22 protein-coding genes are annotated in these 19,873 nt (G+C 62.4%); 17 read left to right on the top strand and 5 right to left on the bottom strand.

Annotation, left to right across the window (positions count from 1 at the left end; genetic code table 11):
- Positions 1–80 precede the first annotated feature (80 nt).
- From IE127_RS08680 to IE127_RS08650, 7 genes are all read left to right on the top strand, one after another.
- Entirely contained in the window at positions 81–698 is a 618-nt protein-coding gene (locus IE127_RS08680) for a ribonuclease D (protein ID WP_189425287.1), read from the top strand.
- Between the two features lie 7 nt (positions 699–705).
- Complete coding sequence (locus tag IE127_RS08675; RefSeq protein WP_189425286.1) at positions 706–1,365, top strand: hypothetical protein; 660 nt, start codon at positions 706–708, stop codon at positions 1,363–1,365.
- The gene (locus tag IE127_RS08670) at positions 1,362–1,817 is read left to right on the top strand and encodes an LptA/OstA family protein (protein ID WP_189425285.1); all 456 of its coding nucleotides are present in this window, start codon (positions 1,362–1,364) and stop codon (positions 1,815–1,817) included. Before IE127_RS08675 ends, IE127_RS08670 begins: the two co-directional genes overlap by 4 nt.
- Before the next feature lie 8 nt (positions 1,818–1,825).
- Positions 1,826–2,599, top strand: a complete 774-nt coding sequence (gene lptB, locus IE127_RS08665; protein WP_308430297.1) for an LPS export ABC transporter ATP-binding protein — start codon at positions 1,826–1,828, stop codon at positions 2,597–2,599.
- 142 nt (positions 2,600–2,741) lie between these two features.
- Positions 2,742–4,244 (top strand): RNA polymerase factor sigma-54, encoded by a 1,503-nt coding sequence (gene rpoN / locus IE127_RS08660; protein ID WP_189425284.1) that lies wholly within the window; start codon positions 2,742–2,744, stop codon positions 4,242–4,244.
- 198 nt (positions 4,245–4,442) lie between these two features.
- The gene (gene hpf / locus IE127_RS08655; protein ID WP_189425283.1) at positions 4,443–5,021 is read left to right on the top strand and encodes a ribosome hibernation-promoting factor, HPF/YfiA family; all 579 of its coding nucleotides are present in this window, start codon (positions 4,443–4,445) and stop codon (positions 5,019–5,021) included.
- Positions 5,022–5,067: 46 nt separating this feature from the next.
- Positions 5,068–5,535, top strand: coding sequence for a PTS sugar transporter subunit IIA (locus IE127_RS08650; protein WP_189425281.1), 468 nt, complete (start codon positions 5,068–5,070; stop codon positions 5,533–5,535).
- 71 nt (positions 5,536–5,606) lie between these two features.
- On the opposite strand, the gene IE127_RS08645 is transcribed toward IE127_RS08650, so the two are convergent.
- Both IE127_RS08645 and IE127_RS08640 read right to left on the bottom strand, forming a co-directional pair.
- Positions 5,607–5,897 (bottom strand): DUF1150 family protein, encoded by a 291-nt coding sequence (locus IE127_RS08645; protein WP_189425279.1) that lies wholly within the window; start codon positions 5,895–5,897, stop codon positions 5,607–5,609.
- A 14-nt stretch (positions 5,898–5,911) separates the two neighbouring features.
- On the bottom strand, positions 5,912–6,331 hold the full coding sequence (locus tag IE127_RS08640; RefSeq protein WP_189425278.1) for an Hsp20 family protein: 420 nt from the start codon (positions 6,329–6,331) through the stop codon (positions 5,912–5,914).
- Positions 6,332–6,398: 67 nt separating this feature from the next.
- Here IE127_RS08640 and IE127_RS08635 point away from each other — a divergent pair, with 67 nt between their 5' ends.
- Positions 6,399–7,298 (top strand): glycosyltransferase family 2 protein, encoded by a 900-nt coding sequence (locus IE127_RS08635; protein WP_189425276.1) that lies wholly within the window; start codon positions 6,399–6,401, stop codon positions 7,296–7,298.
- A 12-nt stretch (positions 7,299–7,310) separates the two neighbouring features.
- On the opposite strand, the gene IE127_RS08630 is transcribed toward IE127_RS08635, so the two are convergent.
- On the bottom strand, positions 7,311–7,751 hold the full coding sequence (locus IE127_RS08630; protein WP_189425274.1) for a DUF305 domain-containing protein: 441 nt from the start codon (positions 7,749–7,751) through the stop codon (positions 7,311–7,313).
- A 132-nt stretch (positions 7,752–7,883) separates the two neighbouring features.
- On the opposite strand from IE127_RS08630, the gene IE127_RS08625 reads away from it, so the two are divergent.
- The 8 genes from IE127_RS08625 (at position 7,884) to pheT (ending at position 15,458) form a co-directional block, all read left to right on the top strand.
- On the top strand, positions 7,884–9,047 hold the full coding sequence (locus tag IE127_RS08625; RefSeq protein ID WP_244640060.1) for a hypothetical protein: 1,164 nt from the start codon (positions 7,884–7,886) through the stop codon (positions 9,045–9,047).
- A 55-nt stretch (positions 9,048–9,102) separates the two neighbouring features.
- Positions 9,103–9,519 carry an Rrf2 family transcriptional regulator gene (locus tag IE127_RS08620; protein WP_189425272.1) on the top strand — a complete coding sequence of 139 codons (417 nt, stop codon included), beginning with the start codon at positions 9,103–9,105 and terminating at the stop codon, positions 9,517–9,519.
- A gap of 76 nt (positions 9,520–9,595) precedes the next feature.
- Positions 9,596–9,967 (top strand): hypothetical protein, encoded by a 372-nt coding sequence (locus IE127_RS08615; RefSeq protein ID WP_189425271.1) that lies wholly within the window; start codon positions 9,596–9,598, stop codon positions 9,965–9,967.
- A gap of 132 nt (positions 9,968–10,099) precedes the next feature.
- A complete protein-coding gene (gene rpmI, locus IE127_RS08610) occupies positions 10,100–10,300 on the top strand; it encodes a 50S ribosomal protein L35 (protein ID WP_189425269.1) in 201 nt (66 codons plus the stop codon).
- Positions 10,301–10,318: 18 nt separating this feature from the next.
- The gene (gene rplT, locus IE127_RS08605; protein ID WP_189425267.1) at positions 10,319–10,720 is read left to right on the top strand and encodes a 50S ribosomal protein L20; all 402 of its coding nucleotides are present in this window, start codon (positions 10,319–10,321) and stop codon (positions 10,718–10,720) included.
- Between the two features lie 118 nt (positions 10,721–10,838).
- Positions 10,839–11,969 carry a phenylalanine--tRNA ligase subunit alpha gene (gene pheS / locus IE127_RS08600; protein ID WP_189425265.1) on the top strand — a complete coding sequence of 377 codons (1,131 nt, stop codon included), beginning with the start codon at positions 10,839–10,841 and terminating at the stop codon, positions 11,967–11,969.
- 4 nt (positions 11,970–11,973) lie between these two features.
- Complete coding sequence (locus IE127_RS19840; RefSeq protein ID WP_210310463.1) at positions 11,974–13,017, top strand: ASCH domain-containing protein; 1,044 nt, start codon at positions 11,974–11,976, stop codon at positions 13,015–13,017.
- A 23-nt stretch (positions 13,018–13,040) separates the two neighbouring features.
- Positions 13,041–15,458 (top strand): phenylalanine--tRNA ligase subunit beta, encoded by a 2,418-nt coding sequence (pheT, locus tag IE127_RS08585; RefSeq protein WP_189425263.1) that lies wholly within the window; start codon positions 13,041–13,043, stop codon positions 15,456–15,458.
- A 57-nt stretch (positions 15,459–15,515) separates the two neighbouring features.
- Here pheT and IE127_RS08580 read toward each other — a convergent pair whose 3' ends face one another.
- Both IE127_RS08580 and IE127_RS08575 read right to left on the bottom strand, forming a co-directional pair.
- On the bottom strand, positions 15,516–16,616 hold the full coding sequence (locus IE127_RS08580) for a Gfo/Idh/MocA family protein (protein WP_189425261.1): 1,101 nt from the start codon (positions 16,614–16,616) through the stop codon (positions 15,516–15,518).
- A gap of 42 nt (positions 16,617–16,658) precedes the next feature.
- Positions 16,659–17,702, bottom strand: a complete 1,044-nt coding sequence (locus tag IE127_RS08575; RefSeq protein ID WP_189425260.1) for a DUF2793 domain-containing protein — start codon at positions 17,700–17,702, stop codon at positions 16,659–16,661.
- 125 nt (positions 17,703–17,827) lie between these two features.
- Here IE127_RS08575 and IE127_RS08570 point away from each other — a divergent pair, with 125 nt between their 5' ends.
- Positions 17,828–19,771: a beta-N-acetylhexosaminidase gene (locus tag IE127_RS08570; protein WP_189425258.1), complete on the top strand. Its 1,944-nt coding sequence runs from the start codon at positions 17,828–17,830 to the stop codon at positions 19,769–19,771.
- Positions 19,772–19,873: the final 102 nt, after the last annotated feature.

The following is a 19,873-nucleotide window of genomic DNA, read 5'->3' as shown; positions in this document are numbered from 1 at the left end:
ATCACGGCCTTTTTTGTGCCGGCGCTTTCCATAATGATTGCGCTGTGGCATCACCGCCCAACCACAAGACGAGGCCCACCATGACTGTCAGACTGCATCGCGGCGATCTACCCAACCTGTCCAACTATACCGGCCGCGAAGTGGCGATCGACACCGAAACCATGGGCCTCAACCCGCATCGCGACCGGCTCTGCGTGGTTCAGCTTTCGGCGGGCGACGGCAATGCTGACGTCGTCCAGATCCCGGCCGACGCAAGCGAGGCGCCGAACCTTCAGCAGCTGCTCGCGGATCCTGCGATCACCAAGCTGTTCCACTACGCGCGGTTCGACGTGGCGGTGCTCAAGCATCGGTTCGGGGTGATGACCGGGCCGATCTATTGCACCAAGATCGCCTCGAAGCTCGTCCGCACCTATACCGATCGACACGGGCTCAAGGATCTGTGCCGCGAACTGCTCAATGTAGACCTTTCCAAGCAGCAGCAGAGTTCGGATTGGGGCGGCGAAAAGCTCAGCGATGCGCAGCTCGATTATGCCGCCTCGGACGTGTTGTACCTGCACGACCTCAAGCGTCATCTCGACCGCATGTTACGCCGCGAAGGACGTATGGAACTGGCGCAGAGCTGCTTCGATTTCCTCCCGAGCCGCTGCGAACTCGATCTGCTCGGGTGGCCTGAAACCGACATTTTCGCGCATAGCTGAGGACGCGATGGCGCTAACGGACGATACGAGAGCCCGCGCGGCAATCTTCCGCCGGCTGCAACGGCGCAACCGCGCCGTCGACGTCTTTCGTATCGCCCTGCCTGTGTGCGGCATCGTCATTTTCGTTTTTCTCGCCATCCAGATCTCGATCAGCAATGCGGGCTCCGGCTTTATCCTCGAACATGTCACGGAGGTGCCGGATACCGTTCGGGTCGAAACCCCGGAATATCGCGGCGTTCTTGAAGATGGCGGGCATTATAGCGTCTGGGCCGGCGAAGCCTTCATGCAGCTCGATGATACCGATCGTATCGCCCTTGCAGAGGCGGGCATGGAGCTGATCCGTCCGGCAAGCCCCACAATGTCTGTCAGCGCTCCCGAGGCGACGCTCGATACCTCGACCGAAGTGGTAGATATCGAGGGCATTGCGCGCGTTTCGGATGCCACCGGCACCACCGGCATCCTCGAGCAGTCGCGCTTCGCCTGGTCACAGCGCCATCTCGTCAGCGAGGGGCCGGTCAACATCGATTATGCCGATGGCACCAAACTCGAGGCTGGCGCGTTGGATTACGATCTCGGCGCGGGTGTCTGGACATTCCGCGACGTGCGCGTCACCCTTCCAGATACCCCCGGCGCGTCGCCGCGGGATGATGCCGGAGCCAGACCATGATCCGCCAAGCCCTGGTGCTCGCTGCAGCCCTTTTTGCCTTTGCGCTTCCGGCTGCCGCCCAGAATCCGGTGGAGATCACCGCCGACACGTTTACCGTCGAGGAAATGAACCAGAGCGCGACCTTCACCGGCAACGTCGTCGTGGTGCATCCATCGGTGACAGTGCGGGCACCGACAGTCCTCGTGCGTTATGGCGAAGGCGGCACCTCCGATATTCAAAGCTTTGAGGCGTCGGGTGATGTCGAACTCGAAACCGAAGACCAGACGGCGACCGGTGACAGCGCCGTGTTCGACCCGGCGGCGCAGACGCTCAGGCTGTCCGGCAATGTGCGGGTGACCAACGCCTCGGGCACGGTTACCGGACCCGAGTTGCTGATGGACCTTGCAACCAACACCTCGACCTTTACCAGTTCCGGCGGTGGCCGCGTGACCGGCATCTTCAGCTCGCCCTGAGACCGCGCGTGACCGAAACGAGTGCCGAGGACAACGCCGCGCGCGGGCGTATCGACCAGACCGGCTGGCTGGTGGCGCATGCGCTGGCCAAACGCTTCGGCAAGCGAACCGTGGTGCATGACGTCTCGCTTGCCGTAAGGCGGGGCGAGGCGGTGGGCCTTTTGGGCCCGAACGGTGCCGGCAAGACCACGTGCTTTACGATGATCATGGGGCTCGTCAAACCCGATCATGGCGAGATCCGCCTCGATGGACATCCGATCACGCATCTGCCGCTGTTTCAGCGCGGCCGCCTGGGGATCGGCTACCTGCCGCAGGAGCCATCGATCTTTCGCGGTCTGAGCGTTGCCGACAATATCCTTGCCATTCTCGAGAGCCATGTGCGCGGGCGCGCAGCGCGAAAGCAAAGGCTTGCGGAACTGCTTGAAGAGTTTTCGATCGCGCATCTCGCGTCATCGAACGCATTGGCGCTCTCCGGCGGCGAACGCCGTCGTGTGGAAATCGCGAGGGCTCTGGCCGCCAATCCTGCCTTCATGCTGCTCGATGAACCGTTTGCCGGTGTCGACCCGATCGCCGTCGCCGAAGTCAAGGGGCTGGTGCGGCAATTGACCAATCGCGGCATCGGTGTGCTGATCACCGACCACGCAGTACGCGAAACCCTCAGCCTCGTTGATCGCGCCTATCTCATCTACGAGGGGCGGGTGATGATACAGGGGCGCCCCGAGACCATATCGGCTGATCCGGATGCTCGCCGGGTCTATCTCGGAGACACCTTCGAAATCTAGGCAATGATTGCGAATTCATGTCCATGGCATGAATTTTGCCGAGACACCGCAAGCCCACTTGCCCAGCCCTGACAAATTTGCAAAGCTTTTGACGGGAAGCGGCTTCGGCCGAAGGTTTTAAGTGTTTGTGGGGGCGGACGGTATGGCGTTGTCGCCGCGTCTTGAGGTGCGTCAGGCGCAAAGCCTGTCTCTTACACCGCAATTGATGCAGTCGATCCGGCTGCTGCAACTCGGTCATCTCGAACTCAACGGCTTTGTCGAGGCGGAACTGTTGCGCAACCCGTTGCTGGAGCGCGACGAGGCTGGAGACGACGCGCCGGGCGAGGCGCAAGCGGCTGTCGAGACCCTCGATGCCTCGTTTTCGGATACGTTCAGCCAGTCGAGCCAGTTGCCGAGCGCTGAGGCAATTGCCGATGGCTACGACACGTCTGTCGAGAACGTCTTCCCCGAACAACCGGCGGCTGAGCCCGGCGGGCCTTTGCGCGATATCGGCATCAAGGCTCTGCAGGGTGGCGAAGCCCCCGATCTCGACCAGTATGTCGCCTCCGGCGAAACGCTTTCGGACCACCTCGAAGCGCAGACAAATCTGCTGCTGAAAACGCAGTCGGATCGCCTGATTGCCCGCTATCTGACCGACAATCTCGATGAAAACGGCTATCTCGCCGTGCCTCTCGATCAGGGCGCGGCGCAGCTTGGCTGCGAGATCGAGGATATCGAGGCTGTCCTCCTTGCCGTTCAGGGCTGCGATCCCGTCGGCGTTTACGCCCGCGACCTCGCCGAATGCCTTGCCATGCAATTGCGCGAGCGCGATCGGCTGGACCCGGTGATGCAGCGCCTCTTGCAGCACCTCGATCTGCTTGCGGCGCACGATCTTGCGGGGCTGATGCGGCTTCTGGCCTGCGATCGCGAGGATCTCGCCGAGATGATCGCCGAGATCAGGGCGCTCGATCCGCGCCCGGCACGCGCCTATGAAACCGGGCCGCTTGAGGCCGTGGTGCCCGATGTCTTCGTGCGGCCGGGTTCCGATGGCGGCTGGCAGCTCGAACTCAATACCGAGGTACTGCCGCGGGTTCTTGTCAACCGGGTCTATTATGCCAGTGTCAGCAAGCGCACCCGCGATCGTTCGGAGAAAGCTTTCCTCACCGATTGCCTGCAGACCGCAAACTGGCTGGCCAAGAGCCTCGATCAGCGGGCGCAGACCATCCTCAAAGTCGCGACCGAGATCGTGCGTCAGCAGGACGCGTTTCTCGTCAACGGCGTGGCCCATCTTCGCCCGATGACGCTCAGAATGGTCGCCGAGGCAATAGATATGCACGAATCGACCGTGTCGCGCGTCACCGCCAACAAATATCTCATGACCCCGCGCGGTCTGTTCGAGATGAAGTACTTCTTCACCACCGCCATCGCCTCGAGCGCCGGCGGCAGCGATCACTCCGCCGAAGCCGTCCGCCACCGTATCCGCGAACTGATCGAGGCCGAAACCGCCAAGAGCGTTCTATCCGACGATACCATCGCCGAAATGCTCAAGCGCGAGCAGGGAATCGACGTTGCGCGGCGCACCGTGGCAAAATATCGCGAGGGCATGAATATCCCCTCTTCGGTGGTGCGCCGGCGCCAGAAAAAGAGCCTCGAAGCAATCGCCTGAGGCGTCATTCCTCATGAGTTTCAGGGGCTTGGGTGCGTTGATGTCGCAGCAACCCTCAATGCCTGTGCGCATTGTGCTCAGTGTAGCCGAAGGCTAGCATCGACCAGGTGAGCTCACCATATCAGATAGTGGGCGCACCGGCGTAGTCGGACCGTTCCGGGCCGGCGCGCACATCGCACGTAACCGAAAGAGGGAACAATGACCTTACGTGTTTCCGGCAAGAACATGGACGTTGGCGACGCCCTGCGGGGCAAGGCGGAGGAGCAGCTCGAAGCCGTTCTCGGAAAGTATTTCGACGGCGGCTATGACGGGCATCTGACGATGACGCATGAAGGCGGCGGATTCCGAGCCGATTGCGTGGTGCATCTCGATACCGGCGCGACGCTCCAGGCGAGCGCCCAGGCCGGGGATGCCGTCTCCGCCTTCGAGGGGATGTCGACCCATATCGAGAAGCGTTTGCGCCGGTATAACCGTAAGCTCAAATCGCATCGCCGGGGTACGCCGCCGGCCAATGGACAGTCGATTCCTGCCCAGTACACGGTTCTCGGCTCTTCGGATTCAATCGATGAGCTTGAGGAGGACTATGCCCCGCCAGTGATCGCCGAGCAGACGCGCGATCTTCGCTCGATGAGCGTCGAGGAGGCGGTGATGGAGCTCGATCTCAGCCAGTCCGGCGTGGTGATGTTCCGGCATGCTGGACACGGTGGTCTAAATGTGGTCTATCGCCGGGCCGACGGCAACATTGGCTGGATTGATCCGGCCCTCGGCGCCAACTAGCTGGCGCCAGCTGCCCCCGCGAGACCACATTCGATCAGGGCTTTTAATGGAATTGGCCAATATACTGGCTGAGAGCTCGGTGCTTGTTTGCGCCGAGCCCCTTAGCAAGACTGAATTGTTTGAAACACTGGCTCACACCGCCGCCGAGGCGTGCGGCCACGATTTTCATGCGATCCGCGAAGCCCTCGAACAACGCGAATCGCTCGGCTCCACGGGGCTGGGCGATGGCATTGCCATACCGCACGGCAAGGTTGCCGGGCTCAACGGCGTCACAGCAGTGTTTGCACGCCTCGAGTCGCCGATCGACTTCGATGCCGTGGACGATCAACCCGTCGACATGGTGATGATGCTGCTGGCGCCGCAGGGCGCCGGTGCCGATCACCTCAAGGCCCTGTCGCGCGTCGCGCGCCTGTTGCGGACGGAAGATGTTCGCGAGGGCCTGCGCCGCAGCAGCGATCCCAAGCGGCTCTACGCCATTCTGACGACGCAGCGCGAAACACCGCACGCCGCCTAAACTTTTTGGCAAACAAAAAGCCCGGCGTCTCAAGAGCGCCGGGCCTTTTCATATCTGTGTTGCGATCCAGCTTAGTGCAGCGACACAAGCCCCAACTTGTGTTCGGTCAGCCAATCATCCACGGCTTCATCGGTGTCGGTGACAAGCAACGGTGTGCCATCCGCTGACATCACCAACTGATAGATCGATTCATCCTCGAAATCGGCATCGGTGATCATGTCCGAAAGGTCTGTGCCGGTGATCGGGCGCACGAATGCCACGGCGTTGCCGCCGAGCGCGGCAAATTGTTCGGCCGTCAGTGTCTTGAGCGGGTTGGGCGTTCCATCCTGCAGGTCTGGATAAGCAGTGCGTTTTTCGATCATGTCCGTGTCCTTCTTCAAACGGAGCGGATTTCGATGCGGCGCGCGATCTTTTCGGTTGGCGGGCGTTCAACTGTAACAACGAGCATACCATGGCTCAAAGTTGCATCTTTGACCAACATGCCCTCCGCCAACAGAAAACAGCGCTGGAACTGCCGCATCGCGATGCCGCGGTGCAGATATTCGCGTTCCGTGCCGTCCTTCTGGCGGCCGCGCACCAGCATCTGATTGTCCTCGACCGTCACCTCGAGATCGCTCGCCCCGAAACCGGCGACGGCAACCGACACGAGGAACTGTTCAGCTCCGTCGCCGGTAACGCGCCGCTCGATATTGTATGGGGGATAGCCGTCGGACGTTTTGGCAAGCCGGTCAGCCCGCTCCTCGAGTGCATCGAAGCCCAGCAGGAATGGTGCGGAGAAAACCGAAATACGCGACATGCACAAGCGTCCTTGTCATCAAGCAACGTTCGTTGCCGGGCCCAGACAGTGGCACCCGACCGTTGCAATGGATATGGGTGGACGCGCCAAGGGCTTCAAGAGTGGCGAGGGGCGGGAAATGGACAGGACAGTGGCGGTGATAACCCCGGCATTCAGGGCGCAGGATACGCTTGCGGAAACCGTCCGCAGCGTTCTGGCCCAAAGCTATGCCGACTGGCGGATGCACATCGTGGCCGATGACGGCGTGGACTATCAAGCCGAGCTCGCAGGGCACGGTCTTAGCGATAGCCGCCTGGTCTTTCACGCAAGCGGCGGCATCGGGCGCGGCGCGTCTGCTGCCCGCAATGTCGCCCTCGAGTCGATCAGTGAGCCGTTTGCGGCAATCCTAGACGCCGATGATCGGCTGAAGCCGAAAAAGCTGGAACTGGCTGTGGCAGCGCTCGAACACGCCGGAATCGTCAGTTGCGGGCTCGATGTCATGGACGAGCGCTTTAATCACCTGCGCCATGTCGGTGTGCAGGCCGATGGTCTGCTCGGCCCCGGCGCACACAAATGGGTGAACCTGTCGATGGATTCGATGATCGTCTGGGAACGGCGACAGGCCGATGGCCGCTACGATCTCGCGATGAGCAACATGACCGATCTCGAATTCCTGCTTCAGCTCTATCGGACCGTGCCGCGCTCGTTTCATCTCGGCACGCCGCTGCACGACTATGTCAAGCGGGCCGGATCGATGAGCAATGCCGGCGAAAAGGTAACCGCCGGCATGATCGCTTCCAAAATCACGCTCCTGGAGCGCTTGCAATCGGGCTACTACAATCTTGCCGACCCCGCAGGCGTTGAGGGGCTTTGCCGCTTTCTCGAGATTTCCCTCGAAGCCGAGCGGCTCTATCCCGAGGCCGTGGCGCACCAGCCCGGATTGCTGTTCGAGGATCATCTCGAGCCCCGCCTCAGGGCAGCGCGCTAAGCGTGCTGCCGCTCATTCCCCGCGTGCGAGCCAGGCCTGCATCTCTTTGATTTCGGCCTGCTGCGCAGTGATGATTTCCTGCGCAAACATCTGCACCCACGGATCATCGCCATATTGCTGAGCAACCTGGGCCATCTCGACCGCCCCCTGATGGTGCGGGATCATCGAGCAGACAAAGGCGGTCTGGAAATCCTCAGCGGTCATGCCGCGCATCATGTCAGAATGCATAGGCTCCATCGTCTGCAGTAGCGCGGCGTGCGCTTCACCGGCGCCTTCAGCCATCATGTCGATATGTGCCTGCATCGAAGCGCCACCGTGTTCAGCCAGCACGTCCCCGCAGATTGGCGGAAGTGGCAGGATCGCGACTTCGCTCGCCGGCTGTTCGCGTACGACAAGTGCGCCGGCGAATGCGACGGCCAGAATGCCGGCCGCCCCCAGTTTCATCATGTCCATGACAATATCCTCAGTGTGTTCGCCCGGACTATGCCATCGGCAAGCGCAGAGCCTTTGATCGAGATCAAAGATGCATCGCCGATGCATCTTTAAGAAGCGGGCCATGATCCATGCTTACTGATGGAGTTGAAAGTGACCCCTCAAACACTGCCTCGCCGCCGTACCGGACTGCGGACCGGTCTCGGCATTGCTGCCGTCACAATGCTGTCGAGCCTTCTGGCCGTCGGGCCGGCAGAGGCCCACGTCAAATGGTTTGCCCCCTATGTTGTCGGCGCGGCACCGGCCCCGCTGACTGACACGCTGTTCAATGGCTGGTTCTGGCTCGGTATCGCGCTCGTCCTGGCGTTCTTCGCGGCGACCGTGCTCGTTGAGCGCGGCACCGCCGGCACCACGATCAGCGGCGGGCTCGATCGCGTCAGCAACCCGCTCTGGGTGCGCAATGACGACTTCATGCGGGCGATTATCGGCGCTTTCTTCGTCGCCATCTTCGCGGTCGGCGGCGTTTATCTCACACCTGATCTGCAGACGCCGAACGAATGGGTGTCGTGGCTGCAATTGCTGATCGCACTGCTGGTGTTTTCGCGCCGGACCATGCCCCTGGCGGCCGCCGGCATCATCGGGCTTTGGGTGATTGCCTTGCGCGACTATGACTTCTTCCACCTGCTCGACTATCTGGCGCTTGGCGTCGGCGTGGCCGGCTATCTCGCCCTTGCGGCAAATCCCGAAGGCAAATGGTACCAGCATCGTTTCGCAGTGCTGCGGTGGGGCGTCGCGATCGCGCTGATGTGGTCGAGCCTTGAAAAATTCGCCTATGCCGAGTGGTTCTATCCGCTGGTCGAAGAGCGTCCCTTCCTGACCTTTGGCATGCCGCGCGACACCTTTATCCCGATGGCGGGCGTAGCTGAATTCACCATGGGCTTTGGGCTGTTGTGGACGCCGCTGATCCGCAGGCTCTCGGCATTGGCGCTGATCATCATCTTCACGGCCGCCGTCTATCCCTTCGGACGTATCGACCTCGTCGGGCACGCCCTGATCATGGGCACGCTGTTCCTGATCGCGGCTGATCCAACACCGACGGGCCTTTGGCTCAAGCGCCCGATGCCCGCGATCGGCAGTGTCCCGGCGGGATTGCTGACCGCCATGGTCATCATCGCCGGTGCATACTGGGGACTCCACGCGATGTTCTACGACTACACGGCAGAACCCCCGGCGGCCGCAGGCGGCGAGTTGCTGACCCACGTTCCCAATGCCGAGCACCCGCACGGCATGACGCAGCCGCCGGTCCAGCAACCATGATCATATGCGGCGGCGCTAAAGGCGCCGCCGCTTTTTCAATCAGAAGGACAGGCAGATGCGCCTAACCCAGTTCAGCGATTTTGCATTGCGGCTGCTGATCCTGATGGCCGCTGATCCGACGCGACAGATCACCATTGCCGAGGTCGCGAAGACCTATGGCGTTTCGCGCAATCACATGATGAAGGTGGCGAACAGGCTGGCCCATGCCGGCCTTGTGCGGCCAAGCAGGGGCCGGCGCGGCGGTCTCGCTTTGGCGCGCGATGCCGAGGAGATTTCGCTCGGCGAGGTGCTGCGGGTAACGGAACCCGATTTCGCCCTTGTCGGCTGCATGGCCGGCCAGGATTGCGCGATCGCAGCAAACTGCCGGCTGCCGCGCGCGCTTAATGCGGCGCTCCTGGCGTTCATGCAGGTCGCCGATACGCAGCGCCTGTCGAGCTTCGTTGTCGCGCCCCCGCGCATCGAGGCGCCATAATGCTCCGGCACTTGCCATCGTGCGGGGGCGAGAGGCAGGATGCCTGAGCGCCAGACCAGACGGGGTGAGAGACGGTATGACAGTTCTTGGGATTCGCTTTTGCCACGTTGCCGAAAGCGCCACTGCCGAACAAATGGCCGAGCAGCTCGGCGAAGGTCTCGGCATCGAGCAACTCGAAATGCAAAGCCCCACGCCAGGCTTTCAGGGCGCGGTGTTCCCGGCGTCCGACGCCAGCTGGATCGAGATCTGGCCGGCGGGCGAGGGCATGCCTGCGGGCACCATGCTGCAACTGGTCGTCGATGATGCCGATGCGCATGCGGCGGAAGCCAAGGCCAAGGGTCTTGCGGTCGAAGGTCCGGTCGATGCACACGGCGAGAGGATCTATTTTCTGACCCTGGCGGGTGGCTTGCGCATGTCGTTCCAGTCGCGCGAGGCGGATGCCGGTTGAGCCCTTGCCTAATCGGCGCTTTGCCCCTATAGAGGCGCCTTCTGACGGACCGCCCGGCCGAAAGGCATGCCGTGGCGGTCTTTGAATGCGACGGCCCTAAAAAAGCCCGTCTCAAGAATAAGGACCCGCAAAATGCCCAAGATGAAGACGAAATCTGGCGCTAAGAAGCGCTTCAGGTTCACTGCGACCGGCAAGGTCAAGTCCGGTGTCGCCGGCAAGCGCCACCGCCTGATCTCCCACAACGCCAAGTACATCCGCTCCAATCGCGGCACCAAGGTGCTCTCGAAGGGCGATGAGGGCTTGGTGAAGTGGTACATGCCGTACAACCGCTAGCTGAAAGGAACCTGAACAATGGCACGCGTTAAGAGGGGCGTTACCGCCCACGCACGTCACAAGAAGGTCTTGAAGGCAGCCGAGGGCTACTACGGCCGCCGCAAGAACACCATCCGCATTGCCAAGCAGGCAGTCGACAAGGCAGGCCAGTACGCCTACCGCGACCGCCGCGTGAAGAAGCGCAACTTCCGCGCTCTCTGGATCCAGCGGATCAATGCCGCCGTGCGCGAGCATGGTTTGACATACGGCCGATTTATCGACGGCCTCAGCAAGGCCGAGATTGCTGTCGACCGCAAGGTGCTCTCGGATCTCGCGATCCACGAGCCCGCAGCGTTCGGCGTCCTGGTCGATCAGGCCAAGGCGGCTCTCGGGTATCTCAAGGACGTGGAAGAAACCACCCACGCCCGTGTGAACGCCTAAGACCCGACTTCTCAGTCATTGCTGAGGCGAATATTGCGCCTTGCGCCGCCCTCAGGGCTGGCGCAGGGCGTTTTGTTTTGTCACAAGCACAACCGCTACCATCCGACCGGAAGTGACCATGTCTCTCGAGAACCAGATCAGCGAATTGCGGGCCGAAATCATCGGTGCAATCGATGCCGCCGAAACCGAGCAGAGCCTAGATACGGTGCGTGTCGGCGCGCTCGGCAAGAAGGGCAGGGTCTCGGCGCTTTTGGCAACGCTCGGCAAGATGGCCCCCGAAGAGCGCAAGACCGCCGGTCCCGCGATCAACGGGCTCAAGGGTGAGGTGGCCACGCTGATCGAAGCGCGCGCCGAAACCCTGCGCGCCGAGGCGCTGGAGCGCCGGCTGGCTGCCGAAACTCTCGACGTGACCCTGCCGCTGCAACCGGCGCCGACCGCACGTGGCCGCATCCACCCGATCAGCCAGACCATGGACGAGATCGCCGCGATCTTCTCTGACATGGGCTTCTCGATCGCCGAAGGTCCGGATATCGAGACTGACTACTTCAACTTCACGGCGCTGAACTTCCCCGAGGGCCACCCGGCCCGCGAGATGCACGATACCTTCTTCATGAAGCCATCGGTTGACGGTGAAAAGAAGCTTTTGCGCACCCACACCTCGCCGGTGCAGATGCGCGTCATGCAAAAGTCCAACAAGCCGCCGCGCGCCGATTACGTGACGCCGCCGATGGACCCGCCGATCCGCGTCGTCATTCCCGGACGCACCTATCGCAACGATTCCGACCAGACCCATACCCCGATGTTTCATCAGGTCGAGGGGCTGGTGATCGACAAGTCGAGTCATATCGGCCAGCTGCGCTGGGTGCTCGAGGAATTCCTCAAGGCCTATTTCGAGGTGCCGAACGTTACGCTGCGCTTCCGCCCGAGCTTTTTCCCGTTCACCGAGCCGTCGATGGAAGTCGACGTACAGTGCGACCGCTCGGGTAACGAGGTGCGTATCGGCGAAGGCAGCGACTGGCTCGAAATTCTCGGCTGCGGCATGGTGCATCCCAATGTCATCCGCAATGCCGGGCTCGACCCGGATGTCTACCAGGGCTTTGCCTGGGGCATCGGCATCGACCGCATTGCCATGCTGAAATACGGAATGGCGGATCTGCGCGCCTTCTTTGACGCCGATACGCGCTGGCTCGATCATTACGGCTTCCGCCCCCTCGATATGCCGACGCTGTTTGGCGGCCTGTCGAGCTGACACCATGCCAGTGCTGCCCGCCCCATACGAAAACGCCATAGCCTTCAGCTTCGGGGATTCCCCGGAACTGGCGGACGATCTGTTGCGGCGTGTTCTGGCGGGCGACAAGACGGCAAGCTGCGGCGCCTTGCGTGATTTCGGCGCTGACGGCGAACCGATGCCTGAGGTCGGGCGGCGCGACGTGGTGCTGAACGGCGCCGGTGAGCCTGCCGCCGTCATCGAGACAACGAGCGTCGAAATCGCTCGTTTCGATGCTCTTACGCCGGCCTTCACCGATCAGGAAGGCGAGGGCGACTATCGCGCCTGGCGCGAGGGCCACGAGGCCTATTTCGCGCGCAATGGCGGGTTTTCGCCCGATATGCAGCTTGTGTGCGAAACTTTCAGGCTGGTGGATGTGCTGCCCGCGGGCCGGCCCGTCTACAATCAGGTGGCGCGCCCGACCTTTGTCGTCACCGACATTGAAAGCGATGGGCCAACGCCGCTGCACAATTCGATGCTCAGCTTTGCTTCGGTTGCGATCGATGCCGATGGAACGCCGCGCGGCGAGTTCGAGGCCGTCCTTAAGCCGCGCCCGGACCGTATGCAGAATGAAACCACCATGGCGTGGTGGCAGACCCAGCCCGAGGCCTGGGCGGCGGCCACGCACAACCCGGAAGCGCCGGATGTCGTCATGCCGCGCTATGCCGATTGGGTGGAGGCGCTGCCGGGGCCGCACGTCTTCGTTGCCGCGCCGATGATTTTCGACGGGCTGTGGATGGACCACTACCTCGACGAGTTCGCCGGCACCCGCGTGCTGTCAGGCCCGTTCAAGGGCCGGCAGATCTTCAGGGGCGGCGGGGTGTGTCTTTACACCATGGCCGGAACCCTGCGCGGCGCTCCCTATCTCGATTGGGGCATGAGCAAGCTCCCCTCGGAATTTTATGGCGACATCGCTCACACGCATAAGGCAATCGACGATGCCCGTGGCTTTGCCAACGTCCTCGTCGAACTGTTCAAGCTTTCCCGCACGCTGCCGCCGATTTCCGGCAGCGTCGCCGACTTCCGCTAAATTTTGACCCCGAAGGCCCAACGATGAAGTTCACGCTCGACTGGCTCAAGGAACATCTCGAGACCACTGCCACCGCCGATGAGATCGCGCGCACCCTGACCATGATCGGGCTCGAGGTCGAAGGCGTTGAGGATCAGGCCAAGGCACTCGAACCGTTTGTCATCGCCAAGGTGGTTTCCGCCGAACAGCACCCAAATGCCGACAAGCTGCGGCTCTGCAAGGTCGATGCCGGCACTGGCGAACTGCTGGACGTGGTGTGTGGCGCCCCGAATGCGCGCGCTGGACTCACATCAGTCTTCGCATTCCCAGGCACCCACATTCCGGGCAAAGAAATCACCATCCAGAAGGGCGTGATCCGCGGCCAGGTATCGAACGGCATGCTGTGCTCGGCCATGGAACTGGGCCTTGGCAACGATCACGACGGTATTCTCGATTTGCCCGACGATGCGCCGATTGGCGTGCCGTATCCGAAATATGCCGGCATGGACGGTGTCGTGTTCGATATCGCCATCACCCCGAACCGCGGCGATTGTACAGCCGTTTACGGCGTAGCACGTGATCTCGCCGCCGCAGGGCTTGGTACGCTCAAGTCGCAACCGATCGAGCCGGTCGAGGCAACCGGTGGCAAAGGCAAGGTCGGCGTCAGCCTCGAGTTCGCGGGCGCGCCCGTGTGCAAGATGTTCGCCGGCCGTCTGGTAACGGGCGTCAAGAACGGCCCGTCTCCCGAATGGCTGCAGCAGCGCCTGCGCGCCATCGGGCTGCGCCCGATCAACGCCTTGGTGGATATCACCAATTTCGTCTCGTACGACCGCGGCCGGCCGCTGCACGTCTTCGATGCCGACAAGCTGACCGGCAACATCACGGCCCGAATGGCAAAGCCCGGCGAAACGCTTCTGGCGCTCGACGGGCGCAGCTATGAACTCGACGAGACGATCTGCGTCATTGCCGACGACGCTGGCGCACAGAGCATTGGCGGCATCATGGGCGGCGAGGATACCGGCGCAACTGATGAAACAACCAATGTCTTCATCGAGTGCGCCTGGTTCGAGCCAACCGAGATTGCATCCGCAGGACGCAAGCTCGGCATCAATTCCGATGCGCGCTATCGCTTCGAGCGCACCGTCGATCCGGAATCGGTCATGCCGGGCATCGAACTGGCAACGCGGCTGGTGCAGGATCTGTGCGGTGGCACGGCGCATGACACCGAAGTGGCAGGGGAGGTCTCTGCGCCGGGCACCGTCGTCGATTTTGCCTTCTCCGAGGTCAAGCGCCTCACCGGGCTCGAAATCGAGGCCGACCGGATCGCCGAAATCCTCGAGAGCCTCGGGTTCACGGTTGAAGGCAGCGGCGAGCGTCGCAGCGTCACCGTGCCGTCCTGGCGGCCCGATGTGACCCAGAGCGCCGATCTGGTGGAAGAGGTGATGCGCATTTATGGCGTTGACGAGATTCCCGTCGCGCCGTTACCGCGCCTCCATCACGTCGCCCCGCAAATGCTCACCCCGATCCAGAACCGGCGCCGGATTGTCCGTCGGGCGCTGGCGGCACGTGGTCTCGATGAGGCGGTGACGTGGTCGTTCATCTCGCATGACGAGGCGGTCCGTTTTGGCGGTGGCGACGAGACCCTGCAACTGGCCAACGCCATTGCATCGGACATGACCGATATGCGGCCCTCGTTGCTGCCCGGCCTGATAGCGGCGGCGCGCCGCAACGCCAATCGCGGCTTTGCCGATGTTGCGCTGTTCGAAGTCGGTCAGGTGTTCCTGTCCGATATGCCCGAGGGCCAGCATACCTATGCATCCGGCCTGCGCTGCGGCACCGCCAGCGTCGATGGTGGTGGCCGGCATTGGTCGCGCAAGGCAACGCCCGTTGGCGTGTTTGACGCCAAGGCCGATCTCGCTGCAGCACTCGACGCGCTTGGTGTCGATATCGACAAGGCGCAAGTGGTGGCCGAGCCTGCCGCCTGGAGCCATCCCGGCCGCGGCGGTCGAGTCCAGCTTGGCCCTAAGCTGATTCTCGGCTGGTTCGGTGAGCTGCATCCCGCCTGGACTGAGGCGCTGGACATTGACGGGCCGATTGCTGCGTTCGAGATCGACCTCGATGCTCTGCCGAAACCCCGCAAGAAGGCAACGCGCTCGAAGGGCGCGCTCGACACCTCGGCGTTGCAGCCGGTGCGTCGTGACTTTGCCTTTGTCGTCGACAGCGCGGTTGAGGCCGCAACGATCCTGCGGGCCGCGCGCGGTGCCGACAAATCGCTGATCACCAATGCCACGGTGTTCGATGTGTTCGAAGGCAGCCATGTCGGCGAAGGGCGAAAGTCCGTCGCGATCGAAGTGACGCTGCAGCCGCGTCAGCAGACATTGACCGACGAGGAGATCGAGCAGGTCTCACAGGCGGTCGTCGCCGCCGTTACCAAGTCCACTGGCGGCACATTGCGCGCCTGATCAAACGAAAAAGCCCCGGGCTGATGACCGCCCGGGGCTTTTTTTCCTTGTTGCGAACTAGAGCGCCGCTGGCCGCTCGACAGTGCTGGTCAGCGATACGACGCGCTCTTCGCGCGCCGAGATATCGAACGCTTCCATGATTTCGAGAACATGCAGAGCCAGATCGCCATTGGCGCGGTGTGGCCGGTTCTCGATGATCGCCGACGCCATGTCGGCAACACCCAGAGAGCGATAATTGCCCTGGGCGTAGTCCTTTTCGACGGCAACCGACGTCCAGCTCTCTTCGCGCCCGATCTTTTTCACCTCGACATCGCCGCCGAAATGATTGGGGTCCGGCACAGACAGCGAAGCTTCGGTGCCATAAATCTCGATCGGGTTGTGCCGGTGCCCGGCAACATCGAAGCTCATTGCGATCTGGACGATGGCGCCGCTTGCGAACCCAAGCGATCCGGTTACGTGGGTGAGGACCTTTACCGGCATAACCTGGCCACGCTTCGGTTCGCTGGTGATGACGCGCTCCGAGCGGCTCATCGAGCTCATTGCCATAACTTTCGTGGCTGGCCCCAGCAGATTGACCAGATCCGTTAGGTAGTATGGCCCCATATCGAACATCGGACCGCCGCCAATGTCGTAGTAGAATGCCGGATCCGGGTGCCAGCTCTCGTGCCCCGGCGCCATCATGTAGGCGGTGCCGCCAACGATCTGTCCGAGCGCGCCGGATTCAACGACCGCGCGCGCCTGCTGGTGCGAACCACCGAGAAAGGTGTCCGGCGCGGAGCCGATCCGAAGACCCGCCTCATTGGCAGTCTTCAAGAGGTCCTGGCCTTCGCTGAAACTGATGCCAAGCGGCTTTTCCGAGTAGACATGCTTGCCCGCTGCCAGCACCCGCTTGCCGACTTCGACATGCGCGCGCGGGATCGTCAGATTGATGACCAGCGAAATCTCGGGGTCGGCGAGCAGGTCCTCGACGCTTTTCGAAGCCAGCCCGAATTCCTCGGCACGGGCCGAAGCTGCTTCCGGGCGCATGTCGGCGAGGGCCTTGATGTCGAGAACCGGAAAGCCCGGCAGGCCATCGCGCCCGAGAATCGCTTTCAGGTAGGCCGACGAAATATTGCCGGTGCCGATTATGCCGATGCCGAGAGTTTGGCTCGCGTCCATCGTGGTCTCCTCCAAATTGATGTACGTACCTCACCCCATAGTCTAGAGGGGTTTGCGCTCCGATTCCAGCGTGGCGATACGCGTATTGAGGGTTTGTATGGCACTGATGAGGGGCGCGATAAAGCTCTCGTAGCGCAGCCCTTCATGCCCGTTTGCATCCTTGGCGGCGGGCTTCACGTGTCCCGCAAAATCACCGACGCCCATGCGCTCGAGCAGGGCGCCGACCTCCTGCGCAATCAGTCCGTGATGACGCGGTCCATCTGCAACGATGCGATAGCTGACCGGGCGCAGCCCAAGAATGAAAGACAGCCCGAGCTCGCTGTCGGCGATATCACACTTGGCCCGTTTATCAGAGGTCTGGATGGTGCCGGTCGCCGCCCAGATCTCGTGCCAGCGTGCGCCGCTATGTCCAAGCGAAGCGCTATCGTCACTGGCCGGCGCAAGGTCCGCGGCGATCGTGATAGCGCCGCTTGCCGCCGCAACCCGCAAAGCCTCGACCCAGCTCGCGCCATCGCTTGAAACCTTCAGCTGCCAGTCGGTATCCCCGGCAAGCCCCATTTCGGCGTGGCCGACAAAGTCCGATTGATACAACAGCGATGCGGTCTCGCTGGCATCGGCCTTGTTGAGCTTGAGCTGGTGTCCGGCGCCATCATGGCTGAAAAGGCTTGCCTCGGCCGCAATACTCAGTCGGTTCGTCGCGTCAGATGCGGCGTTGATGCCGATCTGCGGCACGCCTGCCGGCCCGTTGCCGGCCAGCACCACCCAGTCACCATCCTGAAACACCAGCCACTGCTGGCTGGTAGCGCAATATGCCTGCCAGCCCTCAGCCGGATCGAGAAACGCCCATGCGCCGGCCTGCCACATGGCGATTTCGCGATCATGCCCTGCCCAGCCACCGCTGGCACTATCGCCGACGATATGGGCATCGCCGAGCACCGGGGCCGCCGGCGGGGTTGTCCGGTCGCGATCGCGCACAACGGGCTGAACCAGGGCATCGAGCCGCAGCAGCGCTTCGTTGTGGGTGATGTGCTTTTGCGCCTGCTGCGCGGCAAGGATCGGCAGGTCGAGCCGGTAGGTGCTGTCCATCGTGAACTCCTCAATGCTGGTCCGCCTACTCTAGGAAGTGCCGGCCGGGCGCCGACAAACCGAACAAACGGGATTGAGACGCGCCCTCTCAGAGTTTAAGCCAGCCGGCATCATGGGAGACCCGAATGCCGAACACCGTGCCCGACTACCACGTTGAAAGTCTGTGGAGCCCCAGCGACAGCCTCGAGGGCAATTTCTACACAATCACCCTCACCAATCACTCCGATACGGTGCTGTCGCAGTTCCGGCTCGGCGTGTCCGGTCCGGCCTGCGTTTTTGATGGCTGTGAGATCGAAAACGCCAGTTTCGTCAAACTGTTATCGACCTACGCTGAAATTGCGCCTCCAAAAGGCCTGGAGTTGGCGCCCGGCGAAAGCTGGTCTGTGACACTGACGAAGTTCAACTTCCCCTTCCGGCACTGGACCGACGGGGTGGTGACGGCAATGGTCATCCGCGACGGGCAGGCGGTCCTGGCGCGCACCACCCCGACACGCAATTCCATCGTGTCGGTCCCGAACCGCTCCGGCGTCACCCGGTTCGGCGTGCCCGTGCCGGCCCCTGCGCCTTATTCCATCGTGCCCTGGCCCAATGATATGCGCGCCACCGGCTATCGTACTGCGCCTGATGGGTTCGCGGTCTCGACCACCGACATGGCCGGCAGCGACGCGCTCAACGTGTTTGAGGACCTCACCGCAAAGCTGTTCCCGGGCGAAGGTCTCGTTCGCGGGCAACACGCCGGCGGCTACCCGGTAATGTGCCGCACCGCTGCCGGATATGCGCATGAAGCCTACGAATTGCGGTTCGGGCCCGACAGCGTCGAAATTCGCGCAACCACCCGTACCGGGCATCTTTATGGCCTCATAACACTTGGCCAGATCGCCCGTGGCGCCCGCCATCATCGCCAGAGCTACGGCTTTCCGACAGGCGGCGTGATCGTGGATTCTCCGGCGATGGACTGGCGCGGCTGCCATTTCGATGTGTCCCGGCGGTTCTATGCGCCGGACGAGGTGGCGCAGTTCGTGCGGACCATGGCCTGGAGCAAGCTCAACCGCTTCCATTGGCACCTCAGCGAAGACGAAGGCTGGCGCATCGAAATCGATGCCTTCCCGGAACTGACGGCGAGGGCCGCCTGGCGCGGTCACGGCCTCGAAATTCCACCGCTGCTTGGCTCCGGGCCGGAGCCGCATGGTGGGTATTACACCAAGGACGAGGTGCGAAGCCTCGTCGCCCTCGCCGATGGGCTCGGCATCGAGACGATCCCCGAAATCGACGTGCCGGGGCATTCCTATGCCCTCATAGAAGCCTTGCCGCAGCTCAAGGATCCTGGTGAAAACGGCATCTACAAGTCGATACAGTGGTTCCCCAATAACAGCCTCAATCCGGCAGTCGAGGCGAGCTACGATGTGATCGAAACCATCTTTTCCGAGATGATCGATCTGTTTCCCTCGCAGTATTTCCACATCGGCGCCGACGAAGTGCCGCACGACGCCTGGCACAGCTCTCCGAAAGCGCAGGCGCTGCTCGCCGAAATCGGCGGTGATGGCGCTGCGGAATTGCAGGCGCATTTCTTGCGCCGGGTGCAAAAGTGTCTGACCGAACACGGCAAGATCACCGGGGCCTGGGAAGAAGCGGCGTTCGGTGGCGGCATCGACAAGGCCAACAGCTATCTGGTCGGCTGGCGTGCAGTCGCGGCAGCGCGCGATCTCGCCCGCGAGGGCTATCGCGTCGTCGTCGCGCCGGGCCAGGCCTATTATCTCGATATGGCCAACGGGCCTGACTGGCAGGAACCCGGTGCCGGATGGGCCGGGTGGTCCTCGCCCGAAAAGACCTATCGCTTCGACCCGCTCGAAGGCTGGAATGAAACCGATACCGACAAGCTCCTGGGCGTTCAGGGGTGCATCTGGTGCGAGCCGATGACCGAAAGGGCTGTATTCGATCGGCTGGTCTATCCGCGCCTGTCGGCCATTGCCGAAACCGGCTGGACCCGAGCCGATCTCAAGGATTGGGATCGGTTTGCCAGTGCAACCAGCCTGCTGCCTTCGTTGTTCGGCTCTTGTGAGTCTTCGTGAGTGAGTGCGGTTCTGGCTGACGCCGCGACCCAGCAATAGCGCTAGCGCCGATGCGTGTGCCCTTGGCCCTGCCTCATTTAGTGCGTATTTGTGATCACAAGC

This window comes from Devosia pacifica (assembly GCF_014652635.1).
Classification (GTDB): Bacteria; Pseudomonadota; Alphaproteobacteria; order Rhizobiales; family Devosiaceae; genus Devosia; species Devosia pacifica.
The sequence above is the reverse complement of the archived record's forward strand: the minus strand, read 5'-3'. Positions and strand labels throughout refer to the sequence as shown.

Excerpts from the sequence above, each read along its gene's own strand:
- IE127_RS08680 (WP_189425287.1), top strand. The coding sequence starts at position 81 with ATGACTGTCAGACTGCATCGCGGCGATCTACCCAACCTGTCCAACTAT.
- IE127_RS08675 (WP_189425286.1), top strand. The coding sequence starts at position 706 with ATGGCGCTAACGGACGATACGAGAGCCCGCGCGGCAATCTTCCGCCGG.
- IE127_RS08670 (WP_189425285.1), top strand. The coding sequence starts at position 1,362 with ATGATCCGCCAAGCCCTGGTGCTCGCTGCAGCCCTTTTTGCCTTTGCG.
- rpoN (WP_189425284.1), top strand. The coding sequence starts at position 2,742 with ATGGCGTTGTCGCCGCGTCTTGAGGTGCGTCAGGCGCAAAGCCTGTCT.
- hpf (WP_189425283.1), top strand. The coding sequence starts at position 4,443 with ATGACCTTACGTGTTTCCGGCAAGAACATGGACGTTGGCGACGCCCTG.
- IE127_RS08650 (WP_189425281.1), top strand. The coding sequence starts at position 5,068 with ATGGAATTGGCCAATATACTGGCTGAGAGCTCGGTGCTTGTTTGCGCC.
- IE127_RS08645 (WP_189425279.1), bottom strand. The coding sequence starts at position 5,897 with ATGATCGAAAAACGCACTGCTTATCCAGACCTGCAGGATGGAACGCCC.
- IE127_RS08640 (WP_189425278.1), bottom strand. The coding sequence starts at position 6,331 with ATGTCGCGTATTTCGGTTTTCTCCGCACCATTCCTGCTGGGCTTCGAT.
- IE127_RS08635 (WP_189425276.1), top strand. The coding sequence starts at position 6,399 with ATGGATATGGGTGGACGCGCCAAGGGCTTCAAGAGTGGCGAGGGGCGG.
- IE127_RS08630 (WP_189425274.1), bottom strand. The coding sequence starts at position 7,751 with ATGGACATGATGAAACTGGGGGCGGCCGGCATTCTGGCCGTCGCATTC.
- IE127_RS08620 (WP_189425272.1), top strand. The coding sequence starts at position 9,103 with ATGCGCCTAACCCAGTTCAGCGATTTTGCATTGCGGCTGCTGATCCTG.
- IE127_RS08615 (WP_189425271.1), top strand. The coding sequence starts at position 9,596 with ATGACAGTTCTTGGGATTCGCTTTTGCCACGTTGCCGAAAGCGCCACT.
- rpmI (WP_189425269.1), top strand. The coding sequence starts at position 10,100 with ATGCCCAAGATGAAGACGAAATCTGGCGCTAAGAAGCGCTTCAGGTTC.
- rplT (WP_189425267.1), top strand. The coding sequence starts at position 10,319 with ATGGCACGCGTTAAGAGGGGCGTTACCGCCCACGCACGTCACAAGAAG.
- pheS (WP_189425265.1), top strand. The coding sequence starts at position 10,839 with ATGTCTCTCGAGAACCAGATCAGCGAATTGCGGGCCGAAATCATCGGT.
- IE127_RS19840 (WP_210310463.1), top strand. The coding sequence starts at position 11,974 with ATGCCAGTGCTGCCCGCCCCATACGAAAACGCCATAGCCTTCAGCTTC.
- pheT (WP_189425263.1), top strand. The coding sequence starts at position 13,041 with ATGAAGTTCACGCTCGACTGGCTCAAGGAACATCTCGAGACCACTGCC.
- IE127_RS08580 (WP_189425261.1), bottom strand. The coding sequence starts at position 16,616 with ATGGACGCGAGCCAAACTCTCGGCATCGGCATAATCGGCACCGGCAAT.
- IE127_RS08575 (WP_189425260.1), bottom strand. The coding sequence starts at position 17,702 with ATGGACAGCACCTACCGGCTCGACCTGCCGATCCTTGCCGCGCAGCAG.
- IE127_RS08570 (WP_189425258.1), top strand. The coding sequence starts at position 17,828 with ATGCCGAACACCGTGCCCGACTACCACGTTGAAAGTCTGTGGAGCCCC.